This is a genomic window from Aliiroseovarius sp. S1123 (assembly GCF_023015885.1).
Taxonomy (GTDB): Bacteria; Pseudomonadota; Alphaproteobacteria; order Rhodobacterales; family Rhodobacteraceae; genus Aliiroseovarius.
Map to the genome: position 1 here is coordinate 125,486 of NZ_JALKBE010000007.1, position 20,643 is coordinate 146,128.

Sequence of the window (20,643 nt, forward strand, 5' to 3'; positions counted from 1 at the left end):
GCGTCCTCCTTAGAACGTACGCGCTTTGGGCGCGATTTTCTTCAAAGCGATGCCGCCTTCGGCTTCGGTGGTCAGCGGATCAACGACGACCGGACGATAGGACAGATCAACCTTGTTGCCATCCACGCGGCTGACAGTGTGGACGCGCCACTTCTTGTCGTCGCGTTCCGGGAAGTCCTCGTGCGCGTGGGCGCCGCGGCTTTCTTCGCGGGCTTCTGCACCGTGGATCGTCGCCAGAGCGTTCGGCATCAGGTTGGCCAGTTCCAGCGTTTCCATCAGGTCCGAGTTCCAGATCAGCGAGCGATCCGTCACTGCCAGGTCGTCCATCTTGGCGGCCACAGCGGTCATCTTCTCGACGCCTTCTTTCATGGTCTTGGCGGTGCGGAACACGGCAGCGTCAGCTTGCATCGTCTTCTGCATTTCCAGACGCAGGTCGGCAGTCGGAACCGCACCGCTTGCGTTGCGCAGACCGTCGAAGCGATCAAAGGCTGCATCGACAGACGCTTGGTTTAGAACTGGGTTGGCGCTGTCAGCGTCTACAACCTTGCCAGCGCGGATCGCGGCGGCGCGGCCGAAGACCACAAGGTCGATCAGCGAGTTCGAGCCCAGACGGTTTGCACCGTGCACCGATGCACAACCAGCTTCACCTACGGCCATCAGGCCGGGAACAACGCCAGTCGGATCATCCTTGGTTGGGTTCAACACTTCACCCCAGTAGTTGGTCGGGATGCCGCCCATGTTGTAGTGAACTGTCGGCAGAACCGGGATCGGTTCCTTGGTCACGTCAACACCGGCAAAGATCTTGGCGCTTTCCGAGATGCCGGGCAGGCGTTCAGCCAGTGCTTCGGAAGGCAGGTGATCCAGATGCAGGAAGATGTGGTCGCCTTCGGCACCCACACCGCGGCCTTCGCGAATTTCCATCGTCATCGAACGCGAGACATAGTCACGCGGGGCAAGGTCTTTATACTGGGGCGCATAACGCTCCATGAAACGCTCGCCTTCCGAGTTGACCAGATAGCCACCCTCGCCACGTGCGCCTTCGGTGATCAGGCAGCCCGAACCGTAGATGCCGGTCGGGTGGAACTGAACAAATTCCATGTCCTGCAGAGCCAGACCCGCACGGGCCACCATGCCGCCACCGTCACCGGTGCAGGTGTGGGCCGAGGTGGCCGAGAAGTAGGCGCGGCCATAGCCGCCCGTGGCCAGCACAACCATCTTCGCGTTGAACACGTGGAACGTGCCGTCATCCAGCTTCCAGCAGACAACACCCTGACACTGACCGTCTTCCGACATGATCAGGTCGATGGCAAAGTATTCAACGTAGAATTCCGCGTTGTTCTTCAGCGACTGGCCGTAAAGCGTGTGCAGGATCGCGTGACCAGTACGGTCAGCGGCGGCACAGGTCCGCTGTACTGCGGGGCCTTCACCGAATTCGGTGGTGTGGCCGCCGAATGGGCGCTGATAGATCTTGCCTTCTTCGGTCCGTGAGAACGGAACGCCGTAGTGCTCCAGCTCGTACACCGCTTTGGGCGCCTCGCGGGCCAGGTATTCCATCGCATCCGTGTCGCCCAGCCAGTCCGACCCTTTCACGGTGTCGTACATGTGCCATTGCCAGTTGTCCGGACCCATGTTGGACAGGGACGCGGCGATGCCGCCCTGTGCTGCAACGGTGTGCGAGCGGGTCGGGAAAACTTTGGTCACACAAGCGGTGCGCAGACCCTGTTCGGCCATGCCAAGCGTGGCCCGCAGACCAGCGCCACCGGCGCCGACCACGACCACGTCATATTCGTGTGTTTCGTATTCGTAAGCTGCCATTTTGGGTGCTCTCCGGTCTTAAAAGGCGATGCGGCCAAGGCCATAAAGGCCAAATGCCAAAACTGTGTAGGCCAGTGCGGTGCAACCGATTACCAGAACCTTCTTGGTAACGCCGCGCGAATAATCCTCGATCACGACCTGAATACCGTGACGGAAGTGGATCATCGAGACAACGAAGGTCATTGCGGCGACAATCGCGGGGAAGGGGCGCTGGTAATAGGCGATTGCTTCTTCATAGGGCAGGCCAAGGGCGCAGCCGAAGGTCAATGCAAACAGCGGCATTAGGATCAGAAGACCAACGGCCGAAATGGCCTGTCCCCAGAAGTGCTCTGTACCCGAACCAGAAGAGCCTTTGCCCACGGCGCGTTTGCGGTCAGTCATATAGTGCATAGCGGGCTCCTTACACGATCAGGGCGACGATGATCGCCAGAACGACGGACCCGACGATGACGCCAATGCCCATTTTCTCGGCGGTTTCGACGTTCAGGCCGATACCGATGTCCCAGATCAGGTGGCGCAGGCCGGACAGCGCGTGATAGCAGAGCGCCCAAAGTGCCAGGAACATGATCACGTCCCCAACGAACGAGGTCATCAGACCGTTCACAACATCATAATATCCTGCACCCAGCGACGCGGCAAAGAACCACCAAGCGACCAAGATCGCAGCACCCAGCAGGGCTACCCCGGTGATCCGGGCGAAGATCGAGGTGATGGAGGTCAGCTGCGGGCGGTATACTTGCAGATGCGGAGAAAGAGGACGGTTGCCTCTGTTCACGTCGGCCATGGCGGCCTCCTTCTGTCTGTTTCGACTTTGCGACAGGAATAGCGCCTTTTGCGGCACCGAGTCACGCAAGAAGCGACCTGAAAGTCGGGAATTTTGCGCTAACGGGGGTGTTTTTGGAGGCTTGTGATCACAGTTTTCGGAAATGTGATCACAGATATGTATGCCATTGCATCCCGACTTTAATAGTCGGGAAATGTGCAGCGAAAGTCAGAATCCAACTAGAAATTGACGTCAGGGCACATACTGAGAGGGGCGGGACGCGCGTAGAGCGCCCCACCGCCACCATATGTCTTACTTCGGCATCAGCGCCCAATAGTCGAGGTCCAGCATGACCTCGGGCAGGTATTTGCCATCTTCGCCCTTCAGCGCAAATTCCGGCGCGCCGTGTTTGACGGCAACCAGACGCAGACGCACGGCGCCCACACCGGGGGCGCCGGTGTCGGCCTTGTCCAGAACTTCGGACCATGCGCGGATCGTATCGCCCGAGAAGCAGGGGTTCGCGTGCGCCCCACCGTTCAGGCCGACGATCATCTGCGCGTTGGCCAAGCCGTTGAACGACAGTGCGCGCGCCATCGAGATCACGTGTCCGCCATAGATCAGGCGCTGACCATCTGGGCGGAAAGTGGCGTCGAAATGGACCTTCGCGGTGTTCTGCCACAGACGGGTTGCCATCATGTGCTCGGCTTCCTCGACCGTGACGCCGTCAACGTGGTCGATTTTCTCGCCCACCTCATAGTCACCCCAGCGATGCGGTTCGCCGGCCAGCGTGAAGTCGTAATCCTCAAATGTCAGACCTTCGGGGATCGACAGGTCAGAAGCATCCAAAACGCCTTTCAACTCGGGGATCACGGTTTCGGGCGCGGGGGCGTCCAGATCACCTTTGCGCACCATGACCCAGCGGACATATTCCATCACCGGCTCGTCCATCTGGTTGAACCCGCGGGTGCGGACCCAAACAACACCCGATTTGCCGTTCGAGTTCTGCTTTAGCCCGATCACCTCGGATTGCGAGCGCAGCGTGTCGCCGGGATAGACGGGCTTCAGCCAACGACCCTCGGCATAGCCAAGGTTGGCGACGGCGTTCAGCGAGATGTCAGGCACGGTTTTGCCAAACACCACGTGGAAGGCGATCAAGTCGTCGATGGGCGAGCCTTCCAGCCCGCAGGCCCCGGCAAACTCGTCCGAGGAGTAAAGCGCATGACGGGCAGGGTAGAGTGCGTGATACAGCGCGCGTTCGCCTTCGGCCACGGTGCGCGGCACGGCGTGGTCGATCACGTCGCCCAGCTTGTAGTCTTCAAAGAAGCGTCCGGGATTGGTTTTGGCCATCAAAGCTCTCCAAATGTCGGGGCGGGCGCAGAGGTGGCCCGCCGGTGTTATTTTGTGCGCGTAAGCGGGGCTACGCGCCGAACGGGGTCGGGCCAATCAGCCCGTGAATATATCCGATGATCGCCAGCAGGATGATCGAGGCGACAAAGAACATGGCATCCTTGGCGATGGTGCCTTTCGGGTTTGGCCGCCAGTCGGGTTCCGCGCGGTTGATCACGAGGATCTCTAGAACTGCCCAAACTGTCAGCGCCCCGAATAGCACCATCGAGGCCAGATCCGGGTTGACGATGATATGCGCCACCGCCCACAGGATGAAACCGGTCAGCATCGGGTGGCGCATTCTGTAAAATAGCGCGCCTTTCGACGGGCCGGGGCTCATGAAGTAGAGCGCGAACAGCACCATGAGGTTGTTCACATGCCGCAACGCGGGCGGATAGGTGTGCACGTCGAAGCTTTCCGTCGCGCGATACCCGATCACCATGAAGACCACGCTGATCAGGATCACAAGTGCGGATATCCCCTTGGCCCGCTGCCCCATGTTTTCATGGGCGCCGGGCAGGGCGCGTTTCCAGAAATGTCCGACATACCACAGGGCAAGTCCGGCGATCAGCAACGTCATGGCGAGTTTCCTTTAGAGGGGCCTTAGCCCCCCATCGCGGCGATGGCGTCGGCTTTGGCGAGAATGGATTTTGCCGTCTCAACATGCAGGTTTTCGACGATCTTACCATCCACAACTGCGACGCCTTGGCCCGAAGCCTCGGCTTCCTCGAACGCTGCGATCTGGCGTTTGGCCAGATCAATCTCGGCCTCGGACGGGGCAAAGGCGGCGTTGGCGATGTCAAGTTGGGCGGGGTGGATCAGCGTTTTGCCGTCCATGCCCATGTCGCGGCCCTGATCGCATTCGGCTTTCAGACCCTCTTCGTCCTTGAACGCGTTGTAGACGCCATCGACGATCACAACACCGTGGGCCTTGGCCGCGATCAGGCACATGTGCAGCCCGCCCATCATCGGCAGACGGTCGGCGCGGAAGCGGGTGTTGAGTTCCTTCGCCAGATCGTTGGTGCCCATGACGAAGCCCTTCAGGCGCGGGTGGGCGGCGATCTCGGCGGCGTTCAGCATGCCAATCGGGGTCTCCATCATCGCCCAGAGGTCAACATCGGGGATCAGCGCGGCCAGCTCGTCCAATTGGGCAGCCGAGCCCACCTTCGGCATCAGGATCGCGTCGATGTCTGCACCTACGAAGGCCGCTACGTCGTCTTTGCCCCATTCGGTGTCGAACCCGTTGATGCGGACGATCTTGGCGCGGTTGCCATAGCCTCCTTTGTTCAACTCGGCTTTCAGGATCGCGCGTGCCTCGACCTTGGCGTCGGGGGCGACGGCATCTTCAAGGTCGAAAATGATCGCGTCGGCGGCAAGGCCGCGGGCTTTCTCCAGCGCACGCTCTTTCGAGCCGGGGATGTAGAGGACGGAACGATAGGGGCGTGTGGTCATGATTCTGTGTCTCCGCAATATTGTTGCGCAAGGGATCACATTTGCGCACCAATTCGCAAGGCAAACTTTGCCGCAATGCAGAAAATTTACGTAGGGTTCATGGTTGCGCCGACCTATGCGCGGCGCGTTAACCAGTTCTTTGGCCCATGGGCGCAGGCTTTTCACAGAGATGCCGAATGACGGGAGGGCCCACGGTTGGCCACTGATGCAATGGGATGCAGATCGGCACCAGAGAGAACACGGCCCTGATGCCGCCGGTGCGCCGGTTGGCCCGGCAGAGCGGCCCAACTGAAAGGACAGATCCATGAAACAGGACATTCTGGCCCTTGGACTTGGTGTCGGCGCGATCCTTCTGTCAGCCGGACAATTGCAGGCGCAGGGCGCCGCCAAATGCGCCGAGCGTGCCCAAGTGATGCAACGCTTGGCCGAAAGCTATGGCGAAACACGGCAATCCATCGGGCTGGCAGGCGACCGGCAGGTGGTCGAGGTCTTCGCCTCGGATGAAACCGGCACATGGACGATCACGGTCACGATGCCCAATGGCATGACCTGTCTGGTTGCTGCGGGGCAGGGATACGAGCAGCTGGATGAAGACCTGACCCCTGCACGGTTGGGCAGCCCGGTCTAGGTCAGCCCTTCCCAGATCAGTTTCGTTCCGGTCAGGATGAGGAACAGATAGGTGAAGCCGAAAAACAGGCGCTCGGACATTTTGTGGTGCAGATGCACCCCGATCCAAACGCCCAGCACGGCAAAGGGGATCAGCAAAAGATCAGCCTTTGCCGTTTGCCAAGTGAAGATCCCCAAGGCGAAATAGGGAACGAACTTCATAAGGTTGATGGCCCAGAACACGATAACGGTCGTAGACTGGAACGTGGTTTTGTCCAGCTTACGCGATAGAAGATAGACTGCGGCAGGCGGGCCGCCCGCATGGCTTATGAAGCTGGTGAAGCCGGCGATCACGCCCCAAAACGCGCCGAGCTTGCCTGACATAGGGCGCGGGGCCGGTGCGATGAGCCCATTTGCGCGTGCCAGCTGGAATGCGACAAACCCCACGGCGATCAGGCCGATCAGCAGTCGAAACAGATCCGGATTGGCAACGGAATAGAGTACCGCCCCCAGTGCCACGCCGGGCACAGCCCCCAACACCAAGGCCCAGGCCGAGGGTGTATCCCACTTTCGCCAATAGGGTTTCAGCGCCGTTACATCCATCAGCATCAGAAGGGGCAGCATCAGGCCAATCGCGGCACCCGGTTCCAGAATCAGCGCAAGCAAAGGGGTTGCCGCAAATGCGGCCCCCGACCCGAAGCCACCCTTGGAAATCCCTGCAAAAATCACGGCTGGGATGGCAAAGGTAAAGAAAGTGAGGTCCAGAACCTCGGGCATGAGATATCCTTCAAAAGTCTGGAAAATGGGCGCTTTAGCGCTATCGCGTGTCGCATTCGGTTGCAAGTCATCCCTGACGCCGCAGCGCAGCGCCCTTGCGCGAAAGGCACTTTCCGACTAGGCATGCGCCCGAAAACAACTGATCGGAGATCACACTCATGGCCAGACCCAAGATTGCGCTTATCGGTAGCGGCATGATCGGTGGCACCCTTGCTCACCTTGCTGCACTGAAAGAAATGGGCGACGTTGTCCTCTTTGATATCGCGGACGGCATCCCCCAGGGTAAAGCACTCGACATCGCAGAAAGCGGCCCCGTTGAAGGGTTCGACGCAGCTTTGTCGGGCACCACGTCCTACGAAGATATTGCTGGCGCCGACGTCTGCATCGTCACCGCCGGTGTCCCGCGTAAGCCGGGCATGAGCCGCGATGACCTGCTGGGCATCAACCTGAAAGTCATGAAGTCGGTCGGCGAAGGCATCAAAGAGCACGCCCCGAACGCATTCGTGATCTGCATCACCAACCCGCTGGACGCCATGGTTTGGGCGCTGCGCGAGTTCTCGGGCCTGCCGCACAACAAAGTGGTCGGCATGGCTGGCGTTCTGGATTCGGCACGCTTCCGTCACTTCCTGTCGGTCGAATTCGACGTATCCATGCGCGACGTCACCGCCTTCGTTCTGGGCGGCCACGGTGACACCATGGTTCCGCTGACCCGCTATTCGACCGTTGGCGGCATCCCGCTGCCGGATCTGGTGAAAATGGGCTGGACCAGCCAAGAAAAACTGGACGCCATCGTCCAGCGCACCCGTGATGGTGGCGCCGAGATCGTTGGTCTGCTGAAAACCGGTTCGGCTTATTATGCCCCGGCTGCTTCGGCGATCGAAATGGCTCAGGCATACCTGAACGACCAGAAGCGTCTGCTGCCTTGTGCCGCTTACGTCGATGGCGCTTACGGCCTGGATGGCTTCTATGTTGGTGTTCCGACCATCATCGGCGCCAACGGCATCGAAAAAGTCATCGACATCGAGCTGAACAAAGACGAACAAGCCATGTTCGACAAGTCGGTTGATGCGGTGAAGGGTCTGGTTGAAGCCTGTAAGGGCATCGACAGCTCGCTGGCATAAGCCCAGTTTCGATACTGCTGATTAAGACGTTGCGCCGCTCAGACCGAGCGGCGCAATTTTTTTGTGCTGCACGATTACTTGCGGATCTTCTGCATGATCTCTTCAAGCGCGGAGGCTAAGGGAGCGTCAAACTGCTTGGCCGAGAAATCAACCGAAAGCCCCGGTGCGACAGAGGCGACCGATTGTTCGATATGAAGCGAGCAGGTCAGCAGCGCGTTATGCTCCCGAAGCAGTTCTTGCTGTTTGTCCGTCAGGTGAAAAATCTCGCCATGAAGCGCAAGCCCCGTTGCAAGGGGATCGTCCGCGTTCATGACCCGCTCAATGCCGATCCTGCGCCGAGTGTGAAGCGAATGAAGCAATGCCTTGCCTTGCGCCGCATAACGCAGTGACTTGAGCAGCCAATGGCGGGCTGTCATCCCGTCAAAGTGCAAAATCCGCGCCTGTGCGGTGGTTTTGCCTGGCGATACCTCGCCCCGGAACTTTTCTTTAACGGCGTGGATGGCAATGAATTTTCGTTCGGACAGCTGCGCCATCGCTTTACCAGAGGCATGTCCCGACACCCCGCTTTGCAGATAGGCATAGGAAGCGCCATAGACCTGCTTTCGCGCCAAGCGCGTCAGACCCGGTGCGCGGAACGCACCGTCGAAAATCCCATCCTCTGGCGCGATCCAAACACGTTCCAAATTGGGGATGTGCAGCCAGGTCTTGGCCCGAGAAAGGTCGGCCTGAATGCCATCGGGTGCCCACAGAAACTCGTCCGCATCGACATGCAACAGCCAGTCGGTCTGCCGTCTTTGGGCAACCAGATTGGCGTTCAACGTCTGTCGCCGTGTTTGCCACGCGGGGCGTTTATCAAGGTCGAAAGCCCTCCAATGTGCCGCGTCACAAAGCGTGACCTCCACGCCGGGGATCGTCGCCAAGATAGGGGCGGCCGGATCATCGGGGTCGTCGAAGAACAGATGCACGGTCTGTGCGCCAAGGCTCAGGTGATGACAGGCAAAAGCCAGAACAAGCGGAAGCGGTTCGCGCACGGTTGAGACAACGGACCAGCTGTGATCAGGCATTCGACGACACTCGGCGCAAAGGGTATTCCACGGCATTACTGAGGCAGAGATGCCAACAATTGTAAAGCGACAGGCGCCGGTGATTGCCGCTGGTCTTGGATTGGACTAAAGCGATGGCACAGCACTTACTGCTTTTCTTAGGAGCCTTGCGTGACCCTTGTTTTCCCAATGACCGCCGATGACGGCTTTGTCTTTGCTGCGACGGGTGCGCAGTATCGCGGGTTGGCGCAAAGGGCGGCGCGGTCGTTGCGGGCGGCAATGGGCGATGATATCCAGATCGACCTGTTTGCGGATGTGGCAGTGGATGACCCCGTGTTCAATCAGATCCATATCCTGGACTATGTCGGCACCCGCCCCAAGATGGAGGCGCTGCGCGAAAGTCGGTTTGCCCACACTGTCTATCTGGATTGCGACGTGGTCGCGGTGGCGGATTGCTCGGACATGTTCGCGTTGCTCAGGCAGTTTGACTGCATCGGGGCGCATGACCAATACGGCAATGCCACCGTTCCGATGCACCAGCCGACACTGGATTTGCCCGCCGGATTTCGCCAGATCAATAGCGGTGTCATGGGGATCCGCAAGTCCGACAAAACGCAGTCCTTTCTGCGCCGATGGGAGCAACGCATCGCTGACGAAGGCGAGCGTTGGGACCAACCTGTCCTGCGCGAGTTGTTGTGGGATAGCGATCTGCGCGTCTGGATCCTGCCGCCGGAATACAACCTGATGCACACCAGCTATGTGCCCGCGATGAGCAAGGCCATGGCCGCGCCGCGCCTGTTTCACATCACATCTCTGCACGAGGCGGTTGGCGCTGCGGAAAAGACCGACCAGCCATTTGAACCGGACGCTTTTCTGGGGGAAGAGGCGCTGACAATGCTGCATGATCTGCTTGGCCGGGACCGGTCCTTAGGGGCGGCGCCATCTGTCCGCGACCAGATCGGAGCCCTGTTGCGCCGCTATCCGAAAGTTGAAAAGCGCGCGCGGTCGATTTGGCGTCGCTTGCGGTGAAATAAGATTCGCAATCGAGCTGATTTGCTGAAACTTAATGATTTGTGATCACACATTTTAAGGTGTGATCACAAAAATGGCGACTTCGATAGAAATTCGCCCAAAAATGCAAAAAACATTTCGGCCTTCTGCTTCACCTGTGCATTTTGTCCAAGACCCAATGGACCAACTGGATAGGATGATTTCATGAACATTCATGAATACCAGGCGAAGGCCCTTCTGAAATCCTACGGCGCCCCCGTTTCGGACGGCCGCGTAGTATTGAAAGCAGAAGATGCCAAAACCGCCGCAGGTGAACTCGACGGACCGCTTTGGGTGGTCAAAGCCCAAATTCACGCAGGTGGCCGCGGCAAAGGCTCCTTCAAGGAAGCTGACGCTGGCGAAAAAGGCGGTGTACGCCTGACCAAATCGGTCGAGGAAGCCGCTGAAGAAGCCAAGAAGATGCTGGGCCGCACCCTTGTGACCCACCAGACCGGCCCGGCCGGCAAGCAGGTTAACCGTATCTACATCGAAGCCGGTTCCGGCATCGAGCGTGAGCTTTACCTGGCTCTGCTGGTTGATCGCCAAACCTCGCGCATTTCGTTCGTTTGCTCGACCGAAGGCGGCATGGACATCGAGGAAGTGGCAGCCGCCACCCCCGAAAAGATCCTGAGCTTCTCGGTTGATCCGGCAACGGGCTACCAAGGTTTCCACGGCCGCCGCATCGCATTCGCGCTGGGCCTGGAAGGCGCACAGGTCAAGCAGTGTGTTGCTCTGATGGGCAAGCTCTATAAAGCCTTCACCGAGAAGGACATGGAGATGCTGGAGATCAACCCGCTGATCGTGGCCGAAGGCGGCGATCTGAAGGTTCTGGACGCCAAAGTTGGCTTCGACGGAAACGCCATCTATCGCCACCCGGATATCGCCGAACTGCGCGACACCACCGAAGAAGACCCCAAAGAGCTGGAAGCGTCGAAATACGACCTGAACTATATCGCTCTGGACGGTGAAATTGGCTGCATGGTGAACGGTGCTGGTCTGGCAATGGCCACCATGGATATCATCAAGCTGTACGGCGCTGAACCGGCCAACTTCCTGGACGTAGGTGGCGGCGCCACCAAAGAGAAAGTGACCGAAGCCTTCAAGATCATCACCTCGGACCCGAACGTAAAGGGCATCCTTGTGAACATCTTCGGCGGCATCATGCGCTGTGACGTCATCGCCGAGGGCGTGGTTGCAGCCGTGAAAGAAGTGGGCCTGCAGGTTCCGCTGGTCGTGCGTCTGGAAGGCACCAACGTGGAAGCCGGTAAAGACATCATCAACAACTCGGACGTTGATGTGATCGCAGCCGACAACCTGTCGGACGGCGCAGAGAAAATCGTGAAAGCGGTGAAGGGTTAAGACAATGGCAGTTCTTATTGACGAAAATACCAAGGTCATCTGTCAGGGTCTGACCGGCTCGCAGGGTACCTTTCACTCGGAACAGGCCATTGCATATGGCACCAAAATGGTCGGCGGTGTCACGCCGGGCAAAGGTGGCCAGACGCATCTGGATCTGCCGATCTTTAACTCGGTTCACGAAGCCAAGCACGTCACCGAAGCCAACGCTTCTGTAATCTACGTGCCGCCGCCCTTCGCAGCGGATTCGATCCTGGAAGCGATCGACGCAGAGATGGAACTGATCGTCTGCATCACCGAAGGCATTCCGGTGCTGGACATGATGCGCGTTCAGCGTGCTCTGGAGGGCTCGGCCTCGCGTCTTGTGGGCCCGAACTGCCCCGGCGTGATCACCCCCGGCGCTTGTAAAATCGGCATCATGCCCGGCCACATCCACCAGCGCGGCAGCGTTGGCGTTGTGTCGCGCTCGGGTACGCTGACCTATGAAGCTGTGAAACAGACCACCGATATCGGTCTGGGCCAGTCGACTGCAGTTGGCATCGGCGGCGACCCCATCAAGGGCACCGAGCACATCGACGTGTTGGATATGTTCCTGGACGACGATGAAACTCAGTCGATCATCATGATCGGTGAAATCGGTGGTTCGGCAGAAGAAGAAGCTGCTGAATTCCTGGCCGAACAGAAGAAAAAAGGCCGCTGGAAGCCGGTTGCTGGCTTCATCGCTGGCCGTACGGCACCTCCGGGCCGCCGCATGGGCCACGCTGGCGCGATTGTTGCCGGTGGTAAAGGCGGTGCCGAAGACAAGATCGAAGCCATGCGCGCTGCTGGCATTGTGGTGGCAGACAGCCCCGCGACGCTGGGCGAGGCCGTGCTGGAAGCGATCGGCAAATAAAACGACCCTCGCGCGCCCCGATCCCTTGGGGCGCGCGTTTTCAAATTCTCAGGTGACCCAATGAACGACCAGAGCCCCAACGACATCTTCCATGCGTCCAGCTTCATGCAAGGGCACAATGCCGAGTATCTGGAGCAGCTTTACGCCCAGTATGTGAAGGATCCCAACGCAGTTGACGCCGCATGGCATGCGTTTTTCGCAGAGCTTGGGGACGACGCCCGTGACGTAACCGCCGAAGCCGCCGGCCCCAGCTGGGCGCGCGGCGATTGGCCCCCCACGCCGGACGGTGATCTGGTGCATGCGCTGGACGGTCAATGGCCCGAAGCCCCTGCCGAAGAAGGCAAGGCGGCTGCCAAGAAGATCGAAGCGAAAGCCGCTGAAAAGGGCGTGTCTCTGTCGGATGATCAGGTGAAACGCGCGGTGCTGGACTCGATCCGCGCCCTGATGTTGATCCGCGCCTATCGAATTCGTGGTCACCTTGTTGCGGATCTGGACCCGCTGGGCATGCAAGAACGCGTTCCCCATCCCGAGCTTGATCCCGCGTCCTATGGCTTTACCGAAGCTGACATGGATCGCCCGATCTTTATCGACAATGTTCTGGGGCTGGAAGTTGCCTCGATCCGCCAGATCCTGGACATCGTGAAGCGCACCTATTGCGGCACCTTTGCGCTGCAATACATGCACATCTCGAACCCGGAAGAGGCCGGTTGGCTGAAAGAACGGATCGAAGGGTTCGACAAGGAAATCCGCTTTACGCAGGAAGGCCGTAAGGCGATCCTGAACAAGCTGGTCGAGGCCGAGGGCTTCGAGAAATTCCTGCACGTGAAATACATGGGTACCAAGCGTTTCGGCCTTGATGGCGGCGAAGCGCTGATCCCTGCGATGGAGCAGATCATCAAGCGTGGTGGTCAGCTGGGCCTGAAAGACATCGTGATCGGCATGCCCCACCGTGGCCGCCTGTCGGTTCTGGCCAACGTGATGCAGAAGCCCTACCGCGCAATCTTCAACGAATTCCAAGGCGGTAGCTTCAAACCGGATGAAGTCGATGGCTCGGGCGATGTGAAATACCACCTTGGCGCCTCGTCTGACCGCGAGTTCGACGACAACAAGGTCCACCTGTCGCTGACCGCGAACCCCTCGCACCTTGAGGCCGTAAACCCAGTCGTTCTGGGGAAGGTCCGTGCCAAGCAAGAGCAGATGAACGACGTGAACCGCGATCAGGTTCTGCCGATCCTTTTGCACGGTGACGCGGCCTTTGCAGGTCAGGGCGTCGTGGCAGAAGGCTTCGGTCTGTCGGGTCTGGTCGGTCACAAGACTGGCGGCACGATGCATATCGTGGTGAACAACCAAATCGGCTTTACCACTGCGCCGCATTTCAGCCGTTCGTCGCCTTATCCGACGGATATCGCCCTGATGGTGGAAGCGCCGATTTTCCACGTGAACGGCGACGATCCCGAGGCCGTGGTCCACGCGGCCCGCGTTGCGACCGAGTTCCGTCAGAAGTTCCACAAAGATGTGGTTCTGGACATCTTCTGCTATCGCCGGTTTGGTCACAACGAAGGCGACGAGCCGATGTTCACCAACCCGATGATGTACAAGAACATCAAAAAGCATAAGACCACGCTGCAGCTGTATACCGAGCGTCTGGTCAAGGATGGCCTGATCCCGGAAGGCGAAATCGAAGACATGAAAGCGGCCTTCCAGGCCCACATGAATGAAGAGTTCGAAGCCGGTAAGGAATACAAGCCCAACAAGGCGGACTGGCTGGATGGACGCTGGTCGCATCTGGATCGGGAGAAAGAAGAATATCAGCGCGGCAAGACAGATATCTCGACTGAAACCTTCACCGAGGTTGGTAAAGCGCTGTCGACCGCACCGGAAAACTTCCCGATGCACAAGACCGTTGGGCGTCTTTTGGACACCAAAGCGAAGATGTTTGAAACCGGCACCGGTTTTGACTGGGCAACCGCAGAAGCACTGGCTTTCGGCTCGCTTCTAACCGAAGGTTTCCCGGTCCGTCTGGCCGGTCAGGACTGTACGCGTGGCACGTTCTCGCAGCGTCACTCGGGACTGATCAACCAGGAAAACGAAGAGCGTTACTATCCGCTGAACAACATCCGCGAGGGTCAGGCCCATTACGAGGTCATCGACTCGATGCTGTCGGAATACGCGGTGCTGGGTTTCGAGTATGGCTATTCGCTGGCCGAACCCAACGCGCTGGTGATGTGGGAAGCCCAGTTTGGCGACTTCGCCAACGGCGCGCAGATCATGTTCGACCAGTTCATCTCGTCGGGTGAATCGAAATGGCTGCGTATGTCGGGTCTGACCGTCCTTCTGCCGCACGGCTTTGAAGGGCAGGGTCCGGAGCACAGCTCGGCCCGTCTGGAGCGTTTCCTGCAGATGTGTGGTGGCGACAACTGGATCGTGGCGAACTGCTCGACCCCGGCCAACTATTTCCACATCCTGCGCCGTCAGCTGCACCGCGGATACCGCAAGCCGCTGATCCTGATGACGCCGAAATCGCTTCTGCGCCACAAGCTCTGCGTGTCGGATGCCAAGGACTTCACCGAAGGTTCCAGCTTCCACCGCGTGTTGTGGGATGATGGCGACCGTGACAACGGAACCGGTCGTTCCGAGGCCAAGCTGGTCAAGGACGACAAGATCAAGCGCGTCGTCATGTGCTCGGGCAAGGTCTATTATGATCTGCTGGAAGAGCGCGACAAACGCGGCATCAACGACGTCTATATCCTGCGTCTTGAGCAGTTCTATCCGTTCCCGGCCATGTCCTGCGTCAAGGAACTGGAGCGCTTCAAAGAGGCGGAGATCGTCTGGTGTCAGGAAGAACCGAAAAACCAAGGTTCGTGGACGTTCGTCGAACCGAATATCGAATGGGTGCTGACCCGCATCGGCGCGAAACATACGCGCCCGGTCTATGCCGGACGTCCGGCGGCGGCCTCGCCCGCAACGGGTCTGGCATCGACCCACAAAGCACAACAAGAAGCGCTGGTTGATGCCGCGCTGACCATTGAAGGGAAATAAACCATGAGCATTGAAGTACGTGTCCCCACGCTGGGCGAAAGCGTGACCGAAGCTACGGTCGCAACATGGTTCAAGAAACCCGGCGACGCCGTTGCCGTAGACGAGATGCTGTGCGAGCTGGAAACCGACAAGGTAACCGTCGAAGTGCCGTCGCCTGTCGCTGGTACGCTGGGCGAGATCGTCGCCGCCGAAGGTGAAACCGTTGGCGTTGACGCGCTGCTGGCCATGATCGGTGAAGGCGCGGGGGCGGCTTCTGCACCCGCCGCTGCCGAGGCCGCCCCGGCTGCAGCGCCTGCTGGCGACGCAGGTCAAGCTGTGGACGTCATGGTCCCCGCGCTGGGCGAAAGCGTCTCGGAAGCTACCGTTTCGACCTGGTTCAAGCAGGTTGGCGACGCCGTTCAGCAAGACGAGATGCTGTGCGAGCTGGAAACCGACAAGGTATCGGTTGAAGTCCCGGCCCCTGCCGCTGGCGTTCTGGCCGAGATCCTGGCCCCCGAAGGCACCACCGTTGATGCAGCCGCCAAACTGGCTGTTCTGTCGGCTGGCGGTGCGGTCGCCGCCGCTCCGGCTGCTGCTCCTGCCGCGGCTGCTGCACCTGCGGCGGCTGGCAAGGACGTGGAAGACGCGCCCTCGGCCAAGAAAGCCATGGCTGAAGCTGGCCTGAACCCTGCTGACGTGCAGGGCACTGGTCGCGATGGCCGTGTGATGAAGCATGACGTTGCAGCCGCTCTGGCCGCGCCGAAAGCTGCGGCACCCGCTCCGGTCCCGGCCGCACCGCGCGCCGCTGGCGATGCATCGCGTGAAGAGCGCGTGAAGATGACGCGCCTGCGTCAGACCATCGCGCGCCGTCTGAAAGACAGCCAGAACACCGCCGCCATGCTGACCACCTATAACGAGGTGGACATGACGGAAACGATGGCCTTGCGCAAAGAGTACAAAGACCTGTTCGAGAAGAAACACGGCGTCCGTCTGGGCTTCATGTCCTTCTTCACCAAGGCCTGCTGCCACGCGCTGAAAGAAGTGCCGGAAGTGAACGCCGAGATCGACGGCACCGACATCGTTTACAAGAACTACGTGAACATGGGCATCGCCGCCGGCACGCCCACCGGTCTTGTGGTTCCGGTCATCAACGATGCCGACGCCATGTCCTTCGCTGAGATCGAGAAAGCCATCGCCGAGAAAGGCCGCCGCGCCCGTGACGGCAAGCTGTCGATGGAAGAGATGCAGGGCGGCACCTTCACCATCTCGAACGGTGGTGTCTATGGTTCGCTGATGTCCTCGCCGATCCTGAACCCGCCGCAGTCGGGTATCCTTGGCATGCACAAGATCCAGGACCGCCCGATGGCGATCAATGGTCAGGTGGTGATCCGCCCGATGATGTATCTGGCGCTGAGCTATGACCACCGCATCGTAGACGGCAAAGGCGCTGTGACCTTCCTGGTACGCGTGAAAGAAGCCCTGGAAGATCCGCGCCGTCTGCTGATGGACCTGTAAAGAACCTTGGCGCGCTCGGCACTGGATCGAGCGCGCCAGCTTCCAGTTTCTGGCGCAAGACTCAGGTCAAAGACCCGCATGCTATCGCATGCTAACGTCGCCACACACACAGAGGGAGTTTTTCATCATGGCAACCCATGTACTCTGGCAGGCAGATGTGGCGGATTTCGACGCTTGGTACACTGTCTTCAAACAGGATCGGTTCAACCGCAAAGCCGTTGGGATCAAGGCGCTGCATGTCTGGCGTGACCCCGATCAGGACAACCACGCGGTGGCGCTTTTTCAGGTTCTGGACCTCGACCGGGCACGCGCCTTCTTCGAGTCCGAAGAACTGGCCATGCATATGGAGCGTGACGGCGTCATCAATGTGAGTGTGAAGCTGCTGACGCCGGTCTAAGGGACCGAGCCGCAGCGGCTTTCAGCTTCAATTCGAATACGCAAGTTGCGCAGATACGGCAGTCGGCCAGCGCATGGCGAAGAGAGAAGGATAAAGAGATATGGCAGACTATGACGTAATCGTAATCGGCGGAGGCCCGGGCGGCTATGTATGCGCCATCCGTTGTGCTCAGCTGGGCCTGAAGACCGCATGCGTCGAAGGTCGCGAGACGTTGGGTGGCACCTGCCTGAATGTGGGCTGTATCCCCTCGAAAGCACTGCTGCACGCGTCGCACAGCCTGCACGAAGCCGAGCACAACTTCGCCAAGATGGGCCTGAAGGGCAAAAGCCCGTCGGTCGATTGGAAAGAGATGCTGGCCTACAAGGACGACGTCATTGGTCAGAACACCAAGGGCATCGAGTTCCTGTTCAAGAAGAACAAGGTGGACTGGCTGAAGGGCTGGGGGTCGATCCCCGCGGCCGGCCAGGTCAAGGTTGGTGACGAAGTGCACAACGCCAAGCACATTGTGATTGCGTCCGGTTCCGAGCCGTCGAGCCTGCCGGGTGTCGAAGTGGACGAGAAAGTCGTCGTGACCTCGACCGGTGCGCTTGAGCTGCCGAAGATCCCGAGGAAGATGGTTGTCATTGGCGCGGGCGTGATCGGTCTGGAAATGGGCTCGGTCTATGCACGTCTGGGATCGGAAGTGACTGTGGTCGAGTTCCTTGACGACATTACGCCGGGTATGGATCAGGACATTCAAAAGACCTTCCAGCGCACGCTGAAAAAGCAGGGCCTGAACTTCATCATGGGCGCTGCCGTTCAGAACGTGGACGCCAAGAAGACCAAGGCGACCGTGAACTACAAGCTGCGCAAGGATGACAGCGAGCATGCGATCGACGCTGATGTGGTGCTGGTTGCAACCGGCCGCCGTCCCTTCGTGGATGGTTTGGGTCTGGAGGCTGCTGGCGTGAAGATGACCGAGCGCGGTCAGATCGCCACCGACCACTGGAAAACCTCGGTTCCCGGCATCTGGGCGATTGGCGACGTAACCGAAGGTCCGATGCTGGCCCACAAAGCCGAAGACGAAGGCATGGCGGCTGCGGAAAGCATTGCCGGTCAGGCGGGCCACGTGAACTATGACGTGATCCCCGGCGTGATCTACACCTCGCCCGAGGTTGCTTCGGTTGGTAAGACCGAGCAAGAGCTGAAAGCGGCTGGCGTTGACTATAAAGTCGGCAAGTTCAGCTTCATGGGCAATGGCCGTGCAAAAGCCGTGTTCATGGGCGACGGGTTCGTGAAGATCCTGGCCGATAAAGCCACCGACCGTGTGCTGGGCGTCCACATCATGGGCCCCGCGGCTGGCGAGCTGATCCACGAAGCCTGCGTGCTGATGGAATACGGCGGATCTGCCGAAGATCTGGCCCGCACCTGCCACGCCCACCCAACGTTCTCGGAAGCGGTGCGTGAAGCGGCCTTGGCCTGCGGAGACGGCGCGATCCACGCGTAATGGTCGCCGCCCTATAACGACTAAAGAAAGCGCTCTTTTCGGGGCGCTTTTTTTCTTTCCGACAGAAACAATCGGAAAAGTGATCCTGAAGTTTGTGCAGTGCGTACCTATATTGGGAAACGCAATCATCACAGGAAAATCACATGAAAAAAGTCTTAGGTCTTGATCCAACCCTTGCAGCGGGCATTACGCTCGCCATCGCTGCCATGGCTGGGCTTGTCTTCGAAAACACGCCAGCGCTTCGGCCGTATTACGACTCGATGCTGACAACCAAAGCCACATGGGCAATCGGAGAGCTTGCAGTCTCAAAACCACTGATCCTTTGGATCAATGACGGGCTTATGGCGGTGTTCTTCCTGCTTGTTGCGCTCGAGATCAAGCGAGAGATCAAAGAAGGAAGCCTGTCGAGCTGGCAACAGGCATCGCTGCCCGTTTACGGCGCCATTGGCGGCATCACGGTGCCCGCGTTGATTTTCCTGGGGGTCGTGGGGATTGATAGCATCGAGGCGAAAGGTTGGGCCATCCCTGCAGCCACGGACATCGCCTTTGCGCTGGGTGTTCTTAGCCTGTTCGGGGATCGCGTTCCCGCCCATCTGAAGACCTTTCTTCTGACCTTGGCCGTGGTCGATGACCTTGCGGCGATCGTGATCATCGCGCTGTTCTACACGACGAACCTGTCGCTTTTTGCGCTGTCCATCGCAGCGCTCTGTCTAAGCGCTTTGGCCATCATGAATCTGCGCGGCGTGTTCAACCTGACGGCTTACCTTCTGGTGGGGTTCGTTTTGTGGTTGGCCGTTCTGAAATCAGGCGTACATGCGACGTTGGCGGGCGTGGCATTGGGCTTTGCAATTCCGTTGGCGCCGAACGCAAAAGGCAAGTCCCTTGCGAAAGGGCTGGAGCATGATCTGCATCCCATTGTGAGCTTCGCGATCCTGCCGTTGTTTGCGTTCGGTAATGCAGGTGTGCCGCTGGCCGGGCTGACGCTGGACACGCTGATGGCGCCGTTGACGCTGGCGGTCGCGCTGGGGCTGTTTTTTGGCAATCAGATCGGCATCGTGGGCATGGTCTTTTTGGCCGAGCGCACGGGCCTCTCAAAACGCGCGGACGGGGTGACGTGGCCGATGGTGTATGGGCTGGCCTGCCTTGCGGGGATCGGCTTTACCATGTCGCTCTTTATTGGCGGGCTCGCCTTCGACTCGCTTGAACAGCAAAATATGGTGCGTCTGGGCGTGCTCTGCGGTTCGTTGATGTCGGCGCTCTATGGCGCGTTTGTGTTGTTCAGCGCGACGACTAGTTCTGCTACCCGACAAGCATCTTAAGGCCCTGTGTCACATCCGTGCGGACGGCCAGCCGCAAGGCCGGTTCGTCCCCGGCAGCAAGGGCGGATAGGATCATGCGGTGGTGGCGTTGTAGGTCGGTGCGCTGTCCGCTGGCATAGAGCGCGCGCATGGTCGGGCCCAGCTGCAGCCAGACGGTCTCGGCCATCGCAAGGATCGCGGGGGCCTGCGCGCGCAGATAGATGGTGCGGTGGAATTCCAGATTGGTGCGCAGATAGCCGATGGCGTCCTGATTGGCGACGCATTCCGACACGCGGGCGTTGATGGCGCGCAGGCGGTCGATCAGGGTCATGTGAGCGCGGGGCAGGGCGCGTGCGGCCAGCTCTGGCTCCAGAAGGGCACGCAGGGCCGTCAGCTCTTCAATCCGCTCAGCGGACAGATCTGGCGCCGTCACGCGACCCGAGCTGGACAGTGTCAGCGCGCCTTCCGCTGCAAGCCTGCGCACGGCTTCGCGCGCGGGGGTCATCGACACATCGTATTCCGCGCCGATCCCGCGAATGGTAAGGCTTTCGCCCGGGTCCAGCTCGCCGTGCATGATGCGGGTGCGCAGGTGGCGATAGACCCGCTCATGCGCGCTGGTGTTGTCCGATGTTGGGCGAATTTGGCTTTGCATGCGGGGAATTGTGATC

19 protein-coding genes are annotated in these 20,643 nt (G+C 59.5%); 10 read left to right on the plus strand and 9 right to left on the minus strand.

The features are described from left to right. Positions 1-9: 9 nt before the first annotated feature. The 6 genes from sdhA to MWU53_RS13330 form a co-directional block, all read right to left on the minus strand. On the minus strand, positions 10-1,815 hold the full coding sequence (gene sdhA / locus MWU53_RS13305) for a succinate dehydrogenase flavoprotein subunit (protein ID WP_247094131.1): 1,806 nt from the start codon (positions 1,813-1,815) through the stop codon (positions 10-12). Between the two features lie 18 nt (positions 1,816-1,833). After that, complete coding sequence (gene sdhD, locus MWU53_RS13310; protein ID WP_247094132.1) at positions 1,834-2,205, minus strand: succinate dehydrogenase, hydrophobic membrane anchor protein; 372 nt, start codon at positions 2,203-2,205, stop codon at positions 1,834-1,836. A 10-nt stretch (positions 2,206-2,215) separates the two neighbouring features. Further along, positions 2,216-2,599 (minus strand): succinate dehydrogenase, cytochrome b556 subunit, encoded by a 384-nt coding sequence (sdhC, locus tag MWU53_RS13315; protein WP_247094134.1) that lies wholly within the window; start codon positions 2,597-2,599, stop codon positions 2,216-2,218. Between the two features lie 291 nt (positions 2,600-2,890). Next, entirely contained in the window at positions 2,891-3,925 is a 1,035-nt protein-coding gene (locus MWU53_RS13320) for a MaoC family dehydratase (RefSeq protein ID WP_247094136.1), read from the minus strand. A gap of 70 nt (positions 3,926-3,995) precedes the next feature. After that, on the minus strand, positions 3,996-4,544 hold the full coding sequence (locus tag MWU53_RS13325) for an NnrU family protein (RefSeq protein ID WP_247094138.1): 549 nt from the start codon (positions 4,542-4,544) through the stop codon (positions 3,996-3,998). A gap of 23 nt (positions 4,545-4,567) precedes the next feature. Then, positions 4,568-5,416 (minus strand): CoA ester lyase, encoded by an 849-nt coding sequence (locus MWU53_RS13330; protein WP_247094140.1) that lies wholly within the window; start codon positions 5,414-5,416, stop codon positions 4,568-4,570. 304 nt (positions 5,417-5,720) lie between these two features. Between MWU53_RS13330 and MWU53_RS13335 the strand changes: the two genes are divergently transcribed. Further along, complete coding sequence (locus tag MWU53_RS13335) at positions 5,721-6,044, plus strand: hypothetical protein (protein WP_247094142.1); 324 nt, start codon at positions 5,721-5,723, stop codon at positions 6,042-6,044. Here MWU53_RS13335 and MWU53_RS13340 read toward each other — a convergent pair. Then, positions 6,041-6,799 carry a sulfite exporter TauE/SafE family protein gene (locus MWU53_RS13340; protein WP_247094144.1) on the minus strand — a complete coding sequence of 253 codons (759 nt, stop codon included), beginning with the start codon at positions 6,797-6,799 and terminating at the stop codon, positions 6,041-6,043. The genes MWU53_RS13335 and MWU53_RS13340 overlap by 4 nt on opposite strands. Before the next feature lie 158 nt (positions 6,800-6,957). On the opposite strand from MWU53_RS13340, the gene mdh reads away from it, so the two are divergent. Continuing rightward, positions 6,958-7,920: a malate dehydrogenase gene (gene mdh, locus MWU53_RS13345; RefSeq protein ID WP_247094147.1), complete on the plus strand. Its 963-nt coding sequence runs from the start codon at positions 6,958-6,960 to the stop codon at positions 7,918-7,920. A gap of 74 nt (positions 7,921-7,994) precedes the next feature. Here the strand turns inward: mdh and MWU53_RS13350 are convergent, their stop codons facing one another. After that, positions 7,995-8,984, minus strand: a complete 990-nt coding sequence (locus tag MWU53_RS13350; protein ID WP_247094149.1) for a glycosyltransferase family 2 protein — start codon at positions 8,982-8,984, stop codon at positions 7,995-7,997. A gap of 150 nt (positions 8,985-9,134) precedes the next feature. On the opposite strand from MWU53_RS13350, the gene MWU53_RS13355 reads away from it, so the two are divergent. The 8 genes from MWU53_RS13355 (at position 9,135) to nhaA (ending at position 19,996) form a co-directional block, all read left to right on the plus strand. Next, positions 9,135-9,992, plus strand: coding sequence for a putative nucleotide-diphospho-sugar transferase (locus MWU53_RS13355; RefSeq protein ID WP_247094151.1), 858 nt, complete (start codon positions 9,135-9,137; stop codon positions 9,990-9,992). 186 nt (positions 9,993-10,178) lie between these two features. Continuing rightward, positions 10,179-11,372, plus strand: coding sequence for an ADP-forming succinate--CoA ligase subunit beta (gene sucC / locus MWU53_RS13360; RefSeq protein WP_247094153.1), 1,194 nt, complete (start codon positions 10,179-10,181; stop codon positions 11,370-11,372). A gap of 4 nt (positions 11,373-11,376) precedes the next feature. After that, on the plus strand, positions 11,377-12,261 hold the full coding sequence (gene sucD / locus MWU53_RS13365) for a succinate--CoA ligase subunit alpha (RefSeq protein ID WP_108857213.1): 885 nt from the start codon (positions 11,377-11,379) through the stop codon (positions 12,259-12,261). A gap of 60 nt (positions 12,262-12,321) precedes the next feature. Beyond that, positions 12,322-15,300, plus strand: a complete 2,979-nt coding sequence (locus MWU53_RS13370; protein ID WP_247094155.1) for a 2-oxoglutarate dehydrogenase E1 component — start codon at positions 12,322-12,324, stop codon at positions 15,298-15,300. 3 nt (positions 15,301-15,303) lie between these two features. After that, entirely contained in the window at positions 15,304-16,794 is a 1,491-nt protein-coding gene (gene odhB, locus MWU53_RS13375) for a 2-oxoglutarate dehydrogenase complex dihydrolipoyllysine-residue succinyltransferase (protein ID WP_247094157.1), read from the plus strand. A gap of 127 nt (positions 16,795-16,921) precedes the next feature. Beyond that, on the plus strand, positions 16,922-17,191 hold the full coding sequence (locus tag MWU53_RS13380) for a hypothetical protein (RefSeq protein WP_247094159.1): 270 nt from the start codon (positions 16,922-16,924) through the stop codon (positions 17,189-17,191). A 100-nt stretch (positions 17,192-17,291) separates the two neighbouring features. Next, entirely contained in the window at positions 17,292-18,677 is a 1,386-nt protein-coding gene (gene lpdA, locus MWU53_RS13385) for a dihydrolipoyl dehydrogenase (protein WP_247094161.1), read from the plus strand. A gap of 143 nt (positions 18,678-18,820) precedes the next feature. After that, the gene (nhaA, locus tag MWU53_RS13390; RefSeq protein ID WP_247094162.1) at positions 18,821-19,996 is read left to right on the plus strand and encodes a Na+/H+ antiporter NhaA; all 1,176 of its coding nucleotides are present in this window, start codon (positions 18,821-18,823) and stop codon (positions 19,994-19,996) included. Here the strand turns inward: nhaA and MWU53_RS13395 are convergent. Beyond that, complete coding sequence (locus MWU53_RS13395) at positions 19,977-20,627, minus strand: GntR family transcriptional regulator (RefSeq protein ID WP_247094163.1); 651 nt, start codon at positions 20,625-20,627, stop codon at positions 19,977-19,979. The genes nhaA and MWU53_RS13395 overlap by 20 nt on opposite strands. Positions 20,628-20,643: the final 16 nt, after the last annotated feature.

What these genes read in the sequence shown, in the direction of transcription:
- MWU53_RS13320 (WP_247094136.1), bottom strand. Translation starts at nt 3,925, where the DNA reads ATGGCCAAAACCAATCCCGGACGCTTCTTTGAAGACTACAAGCTGGGC.
- MWU53_RS13335 (WP_247094142.1), top strand. Translation starts at nt 5,721, where the DNA reads ATGAAACAGGACATTCTGGCCCTTGGACTTGGTGTCGGCGCGATCCTT.
- MWU53_RS13330 (WP_247094140.1), bottom strand. Translation starts at nt 5,416, where the DNA reads ATGACCACACGCCCCTATCGTTCCGTCCTCTACATCCCCGGCTCGAAA.
- MWU53_RS13380 (WP_247094159.1), top strand. Translation starts at nt 16,922, where the DNA reads ATGGCAACCCATGTACTCTGGCAGGCAGATGTGGCGGATTTCGACGCT.
- sdhA (WP_247094131.1), bottom strand. Translation starts at nt 1,815, where the DNA reads ATGGCAGCTTACGAATACGAAACACACGAATATGACGTGGTCGTGGTC.
- sdhC (WP_247094134.1), bottom strand. Translation starts at nt 2,599, where the DNA reads ATGGCCGACGTGAACAGAGGCAACCGTCCTCTTTCTCCGCATCTGCAA.
- MWU53_RS13395 (WP_247094163.1), bottom strand. Translation starts at nt 20,627, where the DNA reads ATGCAAAGCCAAATTCGCCCAACATCGGACAACACCAGCGCGCATGAG.
- sdhD (WP_247094132.1), bottom strand. Translation starts at nt 2,205, where the DNA reads ATGCACTATATGACTGACCGCAAACGCGCCGTGGGCAAAGGCTCTTCT.
- MWU53_RS13350 (WP_247094149.1), bottom strand. Translation starts at nt 8,984, where the DNA reads ATGCCTGATCACAGCTGGTCCGTTGTCTCAACCGTGCGCGAACCGCTT.
- mdh (WP_247094147.1), top strand. Translation starts at nt 6,958, where the DNA reads ATGGCCAGACCCAAGATTGCGCTTATCGGTAGCGGCATGATCGGTGGC.
- MWU53_RS13370 (WP_247094155.1), top strand. Translation starts at nt 12,322, where the DNA reads ATGAACGACCAGAGCCCCAACGACATCTTCCATGCGTCCAGCTTCATG.
- sucD (WP_108857213.1), top strand. Translation starts at nt 11,377, where the DNA reads ATGGCAGTTCTTATTGACGAAAATACCAAGGTCATCTGTCAGGGTCTG.
- lpdA (WP_247094161.1), top strand. Translation starts at nt 17,292, where the DNA reads ATGGCAGACTATGACGTAATCGTAATCGGCGGAGGCCCGGGCGGCTAT.
- odhB (WP_247094157.1), top strand. Translation starts at nt 15,304, where the DNA reads ATGAGCATTGAAGTACGTGTCCCCACGCTGGGCGAAAGCGTGACCGAA.
- MWU53_RS13325 (WP_247094138.1), bottom strand. Translation starts at nt 4,544, where the DNA reads ATGACGTTGCTGATCGCCGGACTTGCCCTGTGGTATGTCGGACATTTC.
- sucC (WP_247094153.1), top strand. Translation starts at nt 10,179, where the DNA reads ATGAACATTCATGAATACCAGGCGAAGGCCCTTCTGAAATCCTACGGC.
- nhaA (WP_247094162.1), top strand. Translation starts at nt 18,821, where the DNA reads ATGAAAAAAGTCTTAGGTCTTGATCCAACCCTTGCAGCGGGCATTACG.
- MWU53_RS13340 (WP_247094144.1), bottom strand. Translation starts at nt 6,799, where the DNA reads ATGCCCGAGGTTCTGGACCTCACTTTCTTTACCTTTGCCATCCCAGCC.